Source organism: Enterovibrio nigricans DSM 22720, assembly GCF_900167155.1.
GTDB lineage: Bacteria > Pseudomonadota > Gammaproteobacteria > Enterobacterales > Vibrionaceae > Enterovibrio > Enterovibrio nigricans.
This window is the reverse complement of sequence record NZ_FUXU01000002.1, coordinates 92,066-105,438: the sequence shown is the minus strand read 5'-3', so window position 1 is coordinate 105,438 and position 13,373 is coordinate 92,066. Positions and strand designations below refer to the sequence as shown.

Sequence of the window (13,373 nt, the reverse complement as noted above, 5' to 3'; positions counted from 1 at the left end):
CACTATTGGCTCACTATGATTTCGCGATTATTGTCGGGACGAATCATGTCCTGATCTCGTCTCGCCATTTCTTCTATCCTGCTATGTTCCGACAGCGCATGTTCTTCCAAAATTTGATTGCGCCATTCAACATCAAGACGCTCGCGTTCAATTAAAAGCTGATCTTGAAGCGCAATCACTGAACGCGTTTGTTGTGTGACATACACCACAGCCAACGCTGACAACAGGACCAGAAACAATAAGAACAACGGGACTCGACCCACAGAGGTCAAGTCCCGAATAATCTGTTTTGTAAATCCTGGTGACTGCGCCATTAGTCACCTAGCTTTTCGGCCACTCGCAACACAGAGCTACGAGAACGAGTATTGTCAGTGACTTCCAAATCAGTTGGCTTCAGTGCTTTGCCCACTGGCTTCATATTGGCACTGCCCAGTGCTCTGATTTGCTCTTCCGTCAGAGGCAACCCATGAGGCACAGCGGGCCCCTTGCTTTGCTTACGAATGAATTGCTTCACCAAGCGGTCTTCCAGTGAATGGAAGCTAATCACCGATAAACGCCCTTCCGGTGCAAGGATGTTCAACGCCCCCTGCAACGCGGTTTCTATTTCATCCAACTCGCTGTTGATATAAATACGAATGGCTTGGAAGCTGCGGGTCGCTGGGTGTTTTTTTCTGTCTCGTGATGGCGCGACATTGGCAATCAGCTTGGCCAGTTGCAATGTGCGGGTCAGTGGTTCTTTTTCTTCATCTTCACGATGTTCAACAATGGCGCGAGCAATACGCTTAGCGAAACGCTCTTCACCAAATACTTTGAGCACCCACGCAATATCATCTGCGTCAGCTTCTTGAAGCCATTGTGCCGCTGAAACACCGGATGTTGGATCCATGCGCATGTCCAACGGGCCGTCACGCATAAAGCTGAAACCACGTTCTGCATCATCAAGCTGAGGTGATGAAACGCCTAGGTCGAATAAAACACCATTGATCTGGCCACTCAAACCTAGCTCTTCAACATATTGCTGAATACCAGAGAAAGGACCTTGAATGATATTGAATCGAGGGTCATCGATTGTTGCCGCTTCGGCAATCGCTTGAGGGTCGCGATCAATACCGTAAAGACGGCCATTTTCACCCAATCGCGATAAAATCTCGCGTGAGTGGCCGCCACGGCCAAAGGTGCCATCAACATAAATTCCATCGGGTTTAAGGGCTAACCCTTCGATAGATTCATGGAGAAGGACGGAAATGTGTGAGAACTGCTCTGACATAATCTTGGGTACCTATAGCGAGAAGTTACTGAGCCGCTCGCTCAATGCTTCTGCTGATTCCGCTTGAAGTTGAATATCTTGGTCTATCTGTTGCTGCCATTTATCGCTGTTCCACAATTCAAATTTGTTCAACTGTCCAACCAGCATGGCTTTCCCACTCAGCCCCGCATAGTCACGAAGCGTTGGAGAAATTAAGAGTCGACCTTGTGCGTCCATCTCACACTCAAAGGCATGGCCCAAAAGCAATCGCTGCAATCGGCGCTCTGCCGGATTGAGGCTAGATAGGCGAGAAAATTTGGCTTCAATGCGCTCCCATTCGGGCAATGGATAAACAAGCAGGCATGGTAACTGATGATCAATGGTGCATACAAACACGCCATCACAGAGCGTATCGAGTTCTTCTCGATATCGCTTCGGTAATGCCACTCGACCTTTGGTGTCGAATGAGATTGCGCTGACGCCCCTCAACATACCACTTATTCCCTCTTTATCCCAAAATTAACCACTTTCTTCCACTATTTCCCACTTAGAAGTGTACGTAGCAGGCAAAAAGAAAGTCAAGCTTAGTAAAGAGATGATGTTGTTCACAATTTTGTGAACTGCATTCTAGATCAAAGGCTTGCCCGCCAATTATCGGCGCTGTTTTTTTAACCAGACGTCATCCTTTTTCGGGAGGACTTTCTGTATACCAAAAGAACCTCTTAGAAAAATCGGCGTGGGAGACGAAAAAATCGTTGTGGTATACGGGGTTTCTAAAATAAAGAAGGCGAGCTAATGCTCGCCTTCTTTGGTCGTGTTTATCACTAAACATAACCATAGGATTTAGTGAGTTGGCCTGTAAGCCGGGTTCTGTACCGTAAAACGGCGGTAACCATTCGTCTAGGCCTGCAATCGCTCACAGGCTCAAGCAACCTACCCGTCCCCAACGCGGGCCGCGCCAATAGGGACCTATTTGGTCTTGCTCCGGGTGGAGTTTACCGTGCCACGAACTGTTACCAGTCGCGCGGTGCGCTCTTACCGCACCCTTTCACCCTTACCTGTGCCCCCTATCTCCTTGCGGAACATAGAGGCCATCGGCGGTTTGCTCTCTGTTGCACTGGTCGTAGGCTTGCGCCCCCCAGGCGTTACCTGGCACCCTGCCCTGTGGAGCCCGGACTTTCCTCCCCCCCGTCAGTCTCCCGAGGGACATCAACGAAGCAGCGGTTACCCAGCCAACTCAGGCGGCGGATTATATAGAAGTCCCCGCGCAGGATCCAGCCTAAACTCGATAACTTATTGTTCCAAACTCTCTAAGCCCCACTTATACAGTGCATTTTTTTTCACACCGTATAATTCCGCAGCAATAGCTGCTGCTTTTTTCAGCGGAAGTTCTTTAGCCAGCAACGTTACCGCTTTCGTCGCTTCTGGTGGCAAATCATTTTTTTCCGCTCGGTGTCCCGCAATAAGCAACACCATCTCACCACGAATACGATTACTGTCTTCGTTCAGCCATGGAATCAACTCACCTAACGGCGCACCGTGAATTGTCTCGTAGGTTTTTGTCAATTCACGCGCCAAAACGACTTGTCGCTCTTCGCCCAACACAGCCAGCATATCTTCCAAGGTATCAAGAATGCGGTGCGGGGATTCGTAGAAAATCATGGTGCGAGGATCACTTGCAACTTCCATGAACTTATCACGACGACCTTTGCTCTTCGGTGGTAGAAATCCTTCGAAGCTAAAACGGTCTGATGGCAAACCCGACGCACTCAGTGCAGTGATCACCGCACAAGGTCCCGGAAGTGGTACAACTTTAACACCCGCCTGACGACAACGCGTCACCAAGTGGTATCCTGGATCTGATATCAACGGCGTGCCCGCATCAGAAACCAACGCGATGGTCTGCCCGCTGACCAATTTTTCAATCAACATATCCGCTTTTTGTTGCTCGTTATGGTCATGCAGAGCAAAAGTTCGGGTCGTGATGCCAAAATGGGACAGCAGCCTACCCGTATGACGGGTATCCTCGGCAGCGATGATGTCAACATGCTGCAAAATCTCTAGCGCACGTTGAGTGATATCACCAAGGTTTCCGATCGGTGTCGGTACGATATATAAAGTTGAGACGTCAACCATGGTTGAAGTTTCATCAGTCATTTGTTTCACAACCCTTCGGTGATTAATATAGAGGGCAACAAGTTACGGACAGAAGATGTTCATGCGTAAAATAACCCATAAGTGCAAAAGTGTATCACGACTTCTCTCACCAATCGCGCTGGCTTTGGTGCTTTCTGCATGTCAGACGACGCCTCCAGTGGAGCAAGGTCCTCAGTATGACATCACAGCCCCTGCTCGGGAGACATCGACATTTTATCTGCTGCAAGCTGAAACCTCGACGGGTGAACAAAAAGCCGACTGGTACTTGCTCGCACTCAAGGCCTTGATTGAAGAGAATCAATTTGCGCAGGCTGACGTGTTGGTTGGCAGATTATCGAAGCTTCCGCTGACTCCGCTTCAATTGTCTGAATGGCAACTCAATCGCGCTGTATTGTTAGAGAAGAAAGGGCAACCGCAAGCTGCATTGGATAGCCTCAATTTCCTGCCAACATGGCAACTGCCTGTTGTTCAATATCAACGCTACTACCAACTTAAAGGTGCGCTCTATGAGCAGCTTGGTAACCAACCCGGTGCGGTTTTTGCGTGGGCCGAAGCATCTCCATATTTGACCGATACCTACGACAAACAGAAGAATTGGGACAAAGTCTGGAAAAGCTTGATTCAAATGCCACTGCCTGACCTTAATGCGCTATCGAAAGCTGGCAACCAAACGCTGACTGGTTGGATTGACCTTGTGACGCAATTGCGCCCTTATGCCGGCCACCCTGCACGTCAGCAAGAAGCACTAAACGAATGGCTAGCGGCGAACCCTGATCACCCGGCATCTCGCTACTTGCCTACAGACTTAGCCACCCTGCAAGCCATGGAAATTCTTCGCCCTGAGCGCATTGGCGTATTGCTCCCGTTAAGCGACAAATTTGCCGCGCAAGGCGAAGCAATTCGTAACGGCTTAGTTCAAGGCTTGCTCGATGATACATCCGGAGAAAAAGCCCCTGCGGTGAAGTTCTATGACACCAATGCGGCACCGATGACTGACATCGTTGCCGCCATGCAAGCCGACGGGGTTCAATTTGTCATTGGCCCACTGCAAAAAGACAAAGTTGAATCTTTCCTTGCCGACAGCCATAACAGCTTTCCGACTTTGGCGCTGAACATCCCCAACGAAGAACACGGGGAAGCCAATGCTTGCTTCTTCACGCTGTCGCCAGAACAAGAAGCGCAGCAAGCTGCAATACACATCGCCCAGAACGGCCAAAAATATCCATTGGTTATCGCACCTAATAATGGGTTTGGGAAACGCGTAAGCGAAGCATTCTCCAAACAATGGGAAGCATTGAATGGGGAGCCTGCGGAAGTAGAGTTCTTTAAAAACCGCGCTGCCATGCAAAAAACCGTGCAACGCGTGTTTGGTCTAACAGAGAGTCAGGCTCGTATCCAACAGATGAAACAGCTGACAGGGCTAGATCTAGAAGCGGAACAGCGCAGCCGTCGCGACGTCGATGCCGTTTACCTTGTTGCAAATGCGGGTGAACTAACATTGCTGAAGCCGTTTATCGAGGTTGCCATTAACCCTGATGTGCAACCACCAAAACTGTACGCCAGTTCACGCAGTAACAATCGCGTAAAAGGCGTCGGTGAAATTGGAGAGCTGCGTGGAATTGAATTTAGCGATGTCCCACTGCTGGTTGAACCAAACCACCCTGCATCAGAACGTTTCCACCAGCTTTGGCCGAATCTGGACAATGGCATGACACGGTTATACGCGCTGGGCATGGACGCTTACGCATTGATCGAAGCGCTACCACAAATGCAGGTGCTACCAGAGTACCGATTCGAAGGACAATCGGGTGAACTCACGCTTGGCGACTACTGCACCGTTAACCGCACGGTATCGTGGGCAAAATTCGGAGATCAGGGGATTGTTTCGATTAAGTAAGAAACAATCAGGAGATCATTACGAAACACAAGCCTACCGCTACCTAGAGCGGCAAGGTTTGGTGTTTCTAGAAAAGAATGTACGATTTAAACGTGGCGAGCTCGACCTTATCATGCGCGATAGAAGCTGCTTGGTGTTCGTCGAAGTAAAGTATCGTCAAAGCCGCCAATTTGGCGGGGCAGCCTTGTCCGTTAACCACCAAAAACAACAACGAATGCTGAAGTCTGCGTACCAGTGGTTATCGCAAAAAGGACTGTCAGCCACACAGACCGAGTTTCGATTTGATATCGTCGCTTTTGAAGGCGATGTAAACTCGGTAAACTGGATTAAAAACATATTTATTGAAGGGTAATCAATGCTAGACAGCATCAGAGAGAGCTTTACCGAAAGCATTCAAACACAAATCGCTGCGGCGGAAGCCTTACCAGAGCAAATTACAAAGGCCGCAATGGTAATGGTGCAGTGTTTGCTCAATGGCAATAAGATCCTTTGCTGTGGTAATGGTGGCTCAGCAGCGAATGCTCAGCACTTTGCCTCTTGTTTGCTCAACCGTTTCGAAACCGAGCGACCTAGCCTTCCTGCACTGGCTCTCACTGCCGACACCGTGACACTGACCGCCGTTGCAAATGATTACCACCATGATGAAGTCTTTTCCAAGCAGGTTCGCGCTTTTGGCCAAGGCGGCGACGTGTTACTTGCACTGTCCACCAGTGGTAACAGCAAAGACATTATTAAGGCAATGGAAGCTGCGGTAACGCGAGATATGACCATCGTTGCGCTCACTGGCAAAGATGGCGGTGAAATGGCAGGTCTGTTGGGCGAGCAAGATGTTGAGATACGTATTCCTTCTCAGCGCACTGCACGTGTGCAGGAAGTTCACCTCGTCACTCTTCATACCTTGTGTGATCTGATTGACCAACATCTGTTCCCAACTCACGGAGAATAGCGTATGAAAAGAGCACTTATACTAGTGGCAGTATTGGGTTTGAGTGCTTGTTCTACGATATATGAGCAGGATACCCGAACGACAAAAACCGAGCTTAACGACACCCACTTAGCCATGGAAGTGGCAGGCGTCGTCAATAAGGCGCCTTATCAAGGCAATACACGCATTAACGCCGTTTCTTATGACGGTAAACTGTTACTTATCGGTCAGGCAAATACAGAAGTGCTGCGAAACTCACTGGTCCAGAAAATTCGAGAGATAAAGGGTGTAGATACGATTTATGACCAAATCCGCATCAAGCAACCACTCTCTCTGGGCGATGTCAGCAAAGACACCTGGCTGACCACCAAAGTCAAGTCAGCTCTGATTGGTAGTAAAAAGCTTAATAATGTGAATATCAAAGTGATTACTGAAGATAGCGAAGTCTTTTTACTGGGTTATGTGACCTATGAACAAGCCAATGAAGCAACAGAAATTGCACGAAATATCAGTGGTGTAAAACAGGTTATAAAAGGCTTTCAGTACTACGAGCCAAAACCTATGAAAACCACACCTTGACGTATTTTGGGTAAGAAACAAAAAAGCAGCCTAGTGGCTGCTTTTTTTATTTCACAACGGTAAGTGTCGGCCTGCCTTTCGGCCTTGCCGGCGCCTCTTCTTGTTGTGCATCGTTAGCATCGAGCGTTTCTTCCACTGCATCTAATACAGCTTCAGACTCATCATCAATGACTTCAATGCCATCAAGCTCCGCTTCATACGCAGGCTCTGACTCGAACATGGTTCCCGCACCGTTTTCACGCGCATAAACCGCAACAACAGCATAAAGAGGAACCGTGACTGTCATCGGACGACCACCAAAGCGCGCATTAAAACGCACTTCGTCGTTACCCAATTCAAGGTTACCTACCGCACGTGGAGCTATGTTTAATACAATCTGGCCATCCTGAACATACTCAAACGGTACATTCACGTTGGGCAATGTCGCATCAACCACCAAATGCGGTGTTAAATCATTATCCAGCAGCCAGTCGTGAAACGCTCGCAGCAAGTACGGGCGACGTGGCGTCAGATTAATATCATCCATTACTGGGCCAGACGCATTTCACGTTCAGCTTCAGTCAGTGAAGCCAAGAATGAATCGCGTTCAAATACACGAGCCATATAGGTTTTCACTTCTTTCGCACCAGGACCGCTCAGTTCGATACCCATAACAGGTAGGCGCCACAGCAGCGGAGAAAGGTAGCAATCAACAAGGCTGAATTCTTCACTCATGAAGAATGGGTATTCAGCAAATACCGGAGCCAGTGCCAACAGCTCTTCACGCAGTTGACGACGTGCACGATCAGCTTCTTCCGCATTGCCTTTTTCGATTTTCTCAGCAAGTGTGTACCAGTTGCGCTCAATACGGTACATCATCAGACGACTGTTACCGCGAGCAACTGGGTATACAGGCATCAATGGTGGGTGCGGAAAACGCTCATCCAGGTATTCCATGATGATGTTAGCGTTGTACAACGCCAGTTCACGATCAACCAGCGTTGGAACCGAATTGTACGGATTCAGATCCAGTAAATCCTCTGGCAGGTTGTTTGGATCAACAAGCTCAATCTCATAGGTCACACCTTTCTCTGCAAGAACGATGCGCACTTGGTGGCTATACATGTCTGATGCGTCTGAATACAACGTCATCACCGAGCGTTTATTGGCAGCAACAGCCATTAACCCCTCCAGAATATTTCATCTATAGAAAAAACAATGGGAGCACCTGCCCCCATTGTGGATCAGCAACTCACTAGATTAACCGATCAGTGAACATCTCGCCAATACTCTTTCTTCAGCAAGACGGCTAGAATCAAGAAAATCACGATGAATCCAATAACCCAGTAGCCCATTTGCTGACGCTCAAGCTTGTTCGGTTCACCCGAGTATTCAAGGAAGTTAACCAGATCGCGAACTGCATCGTCATACTCTTCAGGACTTAGCTCGCCGTTACCTAAGGATTCAATCCCCAAAAACTCTTCGACATATTCACCATCAACCAATACGGTTTTGTATTGCTTAACCGGTGTGCCTTGGAGCTCCTCCAGTACATGTGGCATACCCACACTTGGGAAGACGGTATTGTTCACGCCAAAAGGACGCGTATCATCTTGGTAGAAAGAGCGTAAATAGGTGTAAATCCAATCGGTACCGCGAACGCGCGCAACCAGTGTCAAATCGGGTGCAGGCGCACCAAAGAAGGTTGACGCATCATCCACAGTGATGGCGTTTGTCACCAAATCACCGATTTTGGCATTGCTATCAAACACCAAATTTTCCAACATCAACTCTTTTGGGATTTCCAAGTCTTCGGAGATCCGCTCATAGCGCTGGTATTGGGTAGCGTGGCAACCAAAACAGTAATTCATGAACAACTTGGCACCGTTTTGCAGCGATGCCTTGTCTGACAAATTGTTGTTCGCTGCATCCAATGGGACACTTGAGCCCGCTGCCATCGCCAGAGAAGGCAGCAGAGCAAAAAACATTACAATCCACTTCTTCATTTGTAACTCACCCTCTCCGGTAATGGTTTCGTTGCTTCGCTTTTGCTGTAGAAGAACAATGCTACGAAGAACATGAAGTAACCAAAGCTAAATATCTGGGCCATCAAGGTATAAACTGGTGTCGCTGGTAGCGCCCCCAAAATACCGAGAGCAACGAAAGAGATTGTGAACTGAACAATGTTCGCCAAGTGGATTTTGCTGCGGTAACGGTATGAACGCACTTTACAGCGGTCAAGCCATGGCAGCAGGAAGAGAACAACGATGGCTAGCCCCATCAACACAACACCGGCGAGCTTATCCGGAACTGCGCGCAAGATGGCATAGAACGGGGTAAAGTACCACACAGGTGCGATGTGCTCAGGTGTTTTAATGGGGTTAGCTGCTTCAAAGTTAGGTGGCTCAAGGAAATAGCCGCCCATCTCTGGATTAAAGAAAATGACGTACGCGAACAGAATACCGAAGAAGCCTACACCCACCAGATCCTTCACTGTCCCATACGGATGGAAAGGAACAGAGTCAATGATGTCGTACTTTTTGGTGTAGTACTTATGGAATGGGAATTGGGTCTGATAGCTTTCGCCTTTTGTACCTTTAGGTAGCTTAGTATCAATACCGTCAGGGTTATTTGAGCCCACTTCATGCAAAGCAAGAATATGTAGCACAACCAACAGTAAGATAACGATAGGCAACGCAACAACATGCAAGGCAAAGAAACGGTTCAGCGTAGCACCGGACAGAACATAGTCGCCACGGATCCACAAGGTCAAGTCATCACCGATAACCGGTATTGCACCAAACAGTGAAATGATGACCTGTGCGCCCCAGTAAGACATTTGCCCCCAAGGTAGCAGGTAACCCATAAACGCTTCAGCCATCAGCGCGAGGAAAATCAGCATACCGAAGATCCACAGCAGCTCACGGGGTTTCTGATAAGAACCATAAATCAGGCCACGGAACATGTGTAGATATACGACCACAAAAAATGCAGACGCTCCGGTGGAGTGCATATATCGCAGCAACCAACCGTATTCCACATCACGCATGATGTACTCGATAGAAGCAAACGCCCCTTCAGCAGAAGGGTTGTAGCTCATGGTTAACCAAATGCCCGTTAAAAGCTGGTTTACCAATACCAACATGGCCAATGAGCCAAACAGGTACCAGAAGTTGAAGTTTTTAGGCATTGGGTATTCGGACAAATGCTTCTTGTAAGCATTCATCACAGGTAGGCGTTTCTCAAACCAGTTCAGTAAGTTTTCCATTACGCAGTCCCCTCATCAGCACCCACCAGAATACGGTTATCATTGAGATACGTGTATGGAGGGACAACAAGATTAAGTGGTGCAGGAACACTTTGGAATACACGACCCGCCATATCAAATTTGGAACCATGACATGGGCAGAAAAAGCCTGACGTGACACCTTCTACCTGCTCACCAAAACTGTCCGGCAGATAGGTTGGAGAGCAACCCAGATGCGTACAAAGTCCAACCGCGACGAAAAGCTCTGGCTTAATCGAACGATAGGTATTTTTAATATATTCAGGCTGCTGCGGTTCTATCGACTCAGGGTCACGCAGCTTGTCGGCAATCTCATCTAATTGCGCTAGCGACTCCTGTCCACGGCGAACAATCCAAACAGGCTTACCTTGCCATATGACCCGAACCAACTGGCCTTCTTCAATTTTACTAATATCGACTTCGACCGGAGCACCGGCAGCCTTAGCTTTGGCGCTTGGGTTCCAAGACTTTATAAACGGTACAGCGACGGCCACTGCACCTACACCGCCTACCACTGCGGTAGACAAAGTCAGGAAACGACGTCGGCCGGAATTAACTGGCGCATTGCTCATCCAACATTCTCCCATGTGCTCCCGCATGGATTTTTATAACTGTCCTTATGCGTCCCTGGAGCGTACGGCTATCTCAAAAAGAATTCTAACTTACGTAAAACTCTCGCCGATTATCCAATAATAACCTACGAACACGTCGCCTAAATGATAAGGAAAACCCCACTTCCTGACAAGATAAAGCTACCTTTTTGTAACAAATGTGAGGTATACACCGTTATTTTTAACCAAAAGCCAAAAATGAGTGTATTTCCTCAAAAAGCCATTAACGCGGAGATATGGAGGGAATCGACCTTGGGGGAAGGGAAAAACAGGTAGAAATAGGCAATAAAAAAGCCTGGCAAATTGCCAGGCTTTTTCGTGACCAGAATTCCCGGATAAACCGGAAGCGAATTAACGCTTAGAGAATTGTGGACGACGACGTGCTTTGCGTAGACCAACTTTCTTACGCTCAACTTTACGCGCGTCACGAGTGACGAAGCCAGCTGCACGAAGAGTAGGACGCAGAGTCTCATCGTATTGCATCAGTGCACGAGTAATACCGTGACGGATTGCACCCGCTTGACCAGAGATGCCACCACCAGTAACAGTGATGTACAGGTCCAGTTTCTCAGTCATTTCTACCAGCTCAAGAGGTTGTTGAACAACCATGCGAGCGGTTGGGCGACCGAAGTACTGCTCCAGTGAACGCTTGTTGATTACGATGTTACCGGTGCCCGGCTTGATGAACACGCGAGCTGCGGAGCTTTTGCGACGACCAGTGCCGTAGTATTGTTCTGCCATTGTTAAATCCTCTTAGATGTCCAGTACTTGCGGCTGTTGTGCCGCGTGCTTGTGCTGTGCGCCCGCGTAAACTTTCAGTTTACGGAACATTGCACGACCTAGAGGACCGCGTGGCAGCATACCTTTAACAGCCAATTCAATGATCATTTCTGGTTTCTTCGCGATCAGCTTGTCGAAGCTGATTGACTTGATGCCGCCCATGTAACCAGAGTGGTGATGGTACATCTTGTCAGTCGTTTTTGCGCCAGTTACAGTAACTTTTTCCGCATTGATAACTACGATGTAGTCACCAGTGTCAACGTGCGGAGTGTACTCCGGCTTATGCTTACCACGTAGACGAGATGCGATTTCAGTCGCGATACGACCCAGAGTTTTACCTTCTGCGTCAACAATGTACCAGTCGCGTTTTACAGTTTCTGGTTTAGCAACGAAAGTTTTCATGCTAACAATTACCCGATAAATTTAGATTTCACTTAAGGAGCTGCTGCTCCCACTGTTAAGAGTTCATTCAGCACCCCTTCGAGTGGTGTACCCTCGGCTTACGCCTTTCAACAGTAACGGTGGGTCGCAGGATTATAAGGAAGGGTGGAGAAAAAATCACCTTTTTTTCAAAAAAAGTCCCGATTTTTTCTCCGACTGATGAATATCAATACTATCAATACGCTTCGTCCCCTAGGGAAGATGCTCAAGTGCCAGATAATCGTGACTTTGCATCTCTTTAAGCCGCGAGCAGCAACGCTTGAACTCAAACATCAAACGCCCATCCGTGTACAGATAAGGCAGGGAAACCTCTGCTGAAATGATGAGTTTTACGTGCCTTTCGTAAAATTCATCCACCATCGCTATAAAGCGGCGAGCAGCGTCGTCTTTAGACGCACCCATTTGAGGTACATTTGCCAACAAAACAGTATGATATAGCCGCGCAATTTCAATGTAATCAGATTGGCTTCGGGGTCCATCACACAAGGTAGCAAAGTCGAAATGGACAATACCTTCAGCTTCACGCTCAGCCCTGAGTGTTCGATTATTGACTTCAATGTCATGCGCTTCGAAGCAAGGCTCAGTGGAAAGCTTGTAAAAGTAGTCTTTTAAATTACTCTCGGCCACTTCATCGAGAGGAAAGTGAAAGATCTCTGCCTGTTCTAAGGTTCTCAAACGGTAATCCGTGCCCGCATCTACGTTCACAATATCGCAATGTAGGTTAATGAGGGCGATGGCGGGAAGAAAACGGGCTCGCTGTAAGCCGTTACGATAGAGTTCATCAGGCACGATGTTTGATGTTGCCACAAGGCATATACCTCGCTCAAATAAGGCCTCAAGTAAAGTGCCTAAGATCATCGCATCTGTAATGTCCGACACAAAAAACTCGTCGAAACATAAAATGTCAGCTTCCAGGGCTAACTTGTCGGCAATTTTTTGCAGCGGGTCTTGCTCGCCATCAAGCAATCTGAGTTCGTGATGAATACGGTGCATAAAGCGATGAAAATGCATCCGCAGTTTTTTATCAAACGGCAGGCTCTCAAAAAATGTATCAACGAGGTAAGTTTTCCCTCGACCAACGCCACCCCAGAAATACAAACCTTTCTCTGGTGTGATACTCTCGTTCCGTTTCTTAAACAAAGACCGTAAAAAACCTTCTGGTTCTTTTGCGACTTGTTGCCGTGCAACTAGCCGATGGTACAAATCCTCAAGCTTCAATACCGCCAGCTTTTGCGAGGCATCCTCAAGAAAATCCGGACGTTGTAGATCTTTTTCATATTGCTCTATCGGTGTCATTCCCTGAACCCAACTCTTACTCGTGGCAATTATGTTCTCAAAATCAATAGTACCACGCGTATCTTTTGCCATGTATAGTAAAAACCGAGCCTTCTGGAGTATGCAATTTCTTTTCATTCGACACGTTGCGTGCAAAAAATTGCATTACATCCAAACCGTTATAGAAAGTTAAGGAG

Annotated in this window: 16 protein-coding genes and 1 other RNA gene; 4 read left to right on the top strand and 13 right to left on the bottom strand. The window is 47.9% G+C overall.

All coding sequences use genetic code 11. The features are described 5' to 3' along the window. Nucleotides 1-2: 2 nt before the first annotated feature. From ftsL to rsmI, 5 genes are all read right to left on the bottom strand, one after another. Complete coding sequence (gene ftsL / locus B5D35_RS01265; RefSeq protein ID WP_078750810.1) at nt 3-314, bottom strand: cell division protein FtsL; 312 nt, start codon at nt 312-314, stop codon at nt 3-5. Next, a complete protein-coding gene (gene rsmH / locus B5D35_RS01260) occupies nt 314-1,267 on the bottom strand; it encodes a 16S rRNA (cytosine(1402)-N(4))-methyltransferase RsmH (protein ID WP_078750809.1) in 954 nt (317 codons plus the stop codon). Before rsmH ends, ftsL begins: the two co-directional genes overlap by 1 nt. Before the next feature lie 12 nt (nt 1,268-1,279). Then, the gene (mraZ, locus tag B5D35_RS01255) at nt 1,280-1,738 is read right to left on the bottom strand and encodes a division/cell wall cluster transcriptional repressor MraZ (protein ID WP_078750808.1); all 459 of its coding nucleotides are present in this window, start codon (nt 1,736-1,738) and stop codon (nt 1,280-1,282) included. 351 nt (nt 1,739-2,089) lie between these two features. After that, nucleotides 2,090-2,486: RNase P RNA component class A (gene rnpB, locus B5D35_RS01250), an RNA gene on the bottom strand. Nucleotides 2,487-2,539: 53 nt separating this feature from the next. Next, entirely contained in the window at nt 2,540-3,403 is an 864-nt protein-coding gene (rsmI, locus tag B5D35_RS01245) for a 16S rRNA (cytidine(1402)-2'-O)-methyltransferase (protein ID WP_078750807.1), read from the bottom strand. A gap of 55 nt (nt 3,404-3,458) precedes the next feature. Here rsmI and B5D35_RS01240 point away from each other — a divergent pair, with 55 nt between their 5' ends. From B5D35_RS01240 to B5D35_RS01225, 4 genes are read left to right on the top strand one after another with little or no spacing between them, the layout of a single operon-like run. Beyond that, on the top strand, nt 3,459-5,300 hold the full coding sequence (locus B5D35_RS01240; RefSeq protein ID WP_078750806.1) for a penicillin-binding protein activator: 1,842 nt from the start codon (nt 3,459-3,461) through the stop codon (nt 5,298-5,300). Further along, nucleotides 5,284-5,652, top strand: a complete 369-nt coding sequence (locus B5D35_RS01235; RefSeq protein WP_078750805.1) for a YraN family protein — start codon at nt 5,284-5,286, stop codon at nt 5,650-5,652. Before B5D35_RS01240 ends, B5D35_RS01235 begins: the two co-directional genes overlap by 17 nt. Nucleotides 5,653-5,655: 3 nt before the next feature. Further along, a complete protein-coding gene (locus B5D35_RS01230; protein ID WP_078750804.1) occupies nt 5,656-6,246 on the top strand; it encodes a phosphoheptose isomerase in 591 nt (196 codons plus the stop codon). A gap of 3 nt (nt 6,247-6,249) precedes the next feature. Further along, on the top strand, nt 6,250-6,804 hold the full coding sequence (locus tag B5D35_RS01225; RefSeq protein WP_078750803.1) for a BON domain-containing protein: 555 nt from the start codon (nt 6,250-6,252) through the stop codon (nt 6,802-6,804). A gap of 46 nt (nt 6,805-6,850) precedes the next feature. Here B5D35_RS01225 and sspB read toward each other — a convergent pair whose 3' ends face one another. From sspB to zapE, 8 genes are all read right to left on the bottom strand, one after another. Then, nucleotides 6,851-7,330: a ClpXP protease specificity-enhancing factor gene (gene sspB / locus B5D35_RS01220; RefSeq protein ID WP_078750802.1), complete on the bottom strand. Its 480-nt coding sequence runs from the start codon at nt 7,328-7,330 to the stop codon at nt 6,851-6,853. Further along, nucleotides 7,330-7,965, bottom strand: a complete 636-nt coding sequence (gene sspA, locus B5D35_RS01215) for a stringent starvation protein SspA (protein WP_078750801.1) — start codon at nt 7,963-7,965, stop codon at nt 7,330-7,332. Before sspA ends, sspB begins: the two co-directional genes overlap by 1 nt. Nucleotides 7,966-8,051: 86 nt before the next feature. Then, nucleotides 8,052-8,789 carry a cytochrome c1 gene (locus B5D35_RS01210; RefSeq protein WP_078750800.1) on the bottom strand — a complete coding sequence of 246 codons (738 nt, stop codon included), beginning with the start codon at nt 8,787-8,789 and terminating at the stop codon, nt 8,052-8,054. Then, entirely contained in the window at nt 8,786-10,051 is a 1,266-nt protein-coding gene (locus B5D35_RS01205) for a cytochrome b (RefSeq protein WP_078750799.1), read from the bottom strand. Before B5D35_RS01205 ends, B5D35_RS01210 begins: the two co-directional genes overlap by 4 nt. After that, nucleotides 10,051-10,641, bottom strand: coding sequence for a ubiquinol-cytochrome c reductase iron-sulfur subunit (gene petA / locus B5D35_RS01200; RefSeq protein WP_078750798.1), 591 nt, complete (start codon nt 10,639-10,641; stop codon nt 10,051-10,053). The genes B5D35_RS01205 and petA overlap by 1 nt, the downstream gene beginning before the upstream one ends. Nucleotides 10,642-11,031: 390 nt before the next feature. Then, nucleotides 11,032-11,421, bottom strand: coding sequence for a 30S ribosomal protein S9 (rpsI, locus tag B5D35_RS01195; protein ID WP_078750797.1), 390 nt, complete (start codon nt 11,419-11,421; stop codon nt 11,032-11,034). Nucleotides 11,422-11,433: 12 nt separating this feature from the next. Further along, nucleotides 11,434-11,862, bottom strand: a complete 429-nt coding sequence (gene rplM / locus B5D35_RS01190) for a 50S ribosomal protein L13 (protein WP_078750796.1) — start codon at nt 11,860-11,862, stop codon at nt 11,434-11,436. A gap of 231 nt (nt 11,863-12,093) precedes the next feature. After that, nucleotides 12,094-13,197 (bottom strand): cell division protein ZapE, encoded by a 1,104-nt coding sequence (gene zapE, locus B5D35_RS01185; RefSeq protein ID WP_078750874.1) that lies wholly within the window; start codon nt 13,195-13,197, stop codon nt 12,094-12,096. Nucleotides 13,198-13,373: the final 176 nt, after the last annotated feature.

What these genes read in the sequence shown, in the direction of transcription:
- ftsL (WP_078750810.1), bottom strand. Translation starts at nt 314, where the DNA reads ATGGCGCAGTCACCAGGATTTACAAAACAGATTATTCGGGACTTGACC.
- rsmH (WP_078750809.1), bottom strand. Translation starts at nt 1,267, where the DNA reads ATGTCAGAGCAGTTCTCACACATTTCCGTCCTTCTCCATGAATCTATC.
- mraZ (WP_078750808.1), bottom strand. Translation starts at nt 1,738, where the DNA reads ATGTTGAGGGGCGTCAGCGCAATCTCATTCGACACCAAAGGTCGAGTG.
- rsmI (WP_078750807.1), bottom strand. Translation starts at nt 3,403, where the DNA reads ATGACTGATGAAACTTCAACCATGGTTGACGTCTCAACTTTATATATC.
- B5D35_RS01240 (WP_078750806.1), top strand. Translation starts at nt 3,459, where the DNA reads ATGTTCATGCGTAAAATAACCCATAAGTGCAAAAGTGTATCACGACTT.
- B5D35_RS01230 (WP_078750804.1), top strand. Translation starts at nt 5,656, where the DNA reads ATGCTAGACAGCATCAGAGAGAGCTTTACCGAAAGCATTCAAACACAA.
- B5D35_RS01225 (WP_078750803.1), top strand. Translation starts at nt 6,250, where the DNA reads ATGAAAAGAGCACTTATACTAGTGGCAGTATTGGGTTTGAGTGCTTGT.
- sspB (WP_078750802.1), bottom strand. Translation starts at nt 7,330, where the DNA reads ATGGATGATATTAATCTGACGCCACGTCGCCCGTACTTGCTGCGAGCG.
- sspA (WP_078750801.1), bottom strand. Translation starts at nt 7,965, where the DNA reads ATGGCTGTTGCTGCCAATAAACGCTCGGTGATGACGTTGTATTCAGAC.
- B5D35_RS01210 (WP_078750800.1), bottom strand. Translation starts at nt 8,789, where the DNA reads ATGAAGAAGTGGATTGTAATGTTTTTTGCTCTGCTGCCTTCTCTGGCG.
- B5D35_RS01205 (WP_078750799.1), bottom strand. Translation starts at nt 10,051, where the DNA reads ATGGAAAACTTACTGAACTGGTTTGAGAAACGCCTACCTGTGATGAAT.
- petA (WP_078750798.1), bottom strand. Translation starts at nt 10,641, where the DNA reads ATGAGCAATGCGCCAGTTAATTCCGGCCGACGTCGTTTCCTGACTTTG.
- rpsI (WP_078750797.1), bottom strand. Translation starts at nt 11,421, where the DNA reads ATGGCAGAACAATACTACGGCACTGGTCGTCGCAAAAGCTCCGCAGCT.
- rplM (WP_078750796.1), bottom strand. Translation starts at nt 11,862, where the DNA reads ATGAAAACTTTCGTTGCTAAACCAGAAACTGTAAAACGCGACTGGTAC.
- zapE (WP_078750874.1), bottom strand. Translation starts at nt 13,197, where the DNA reads ATGACACCGATAGAGCAATATGAAAAAGATCTACAACGTCCGGATTTT.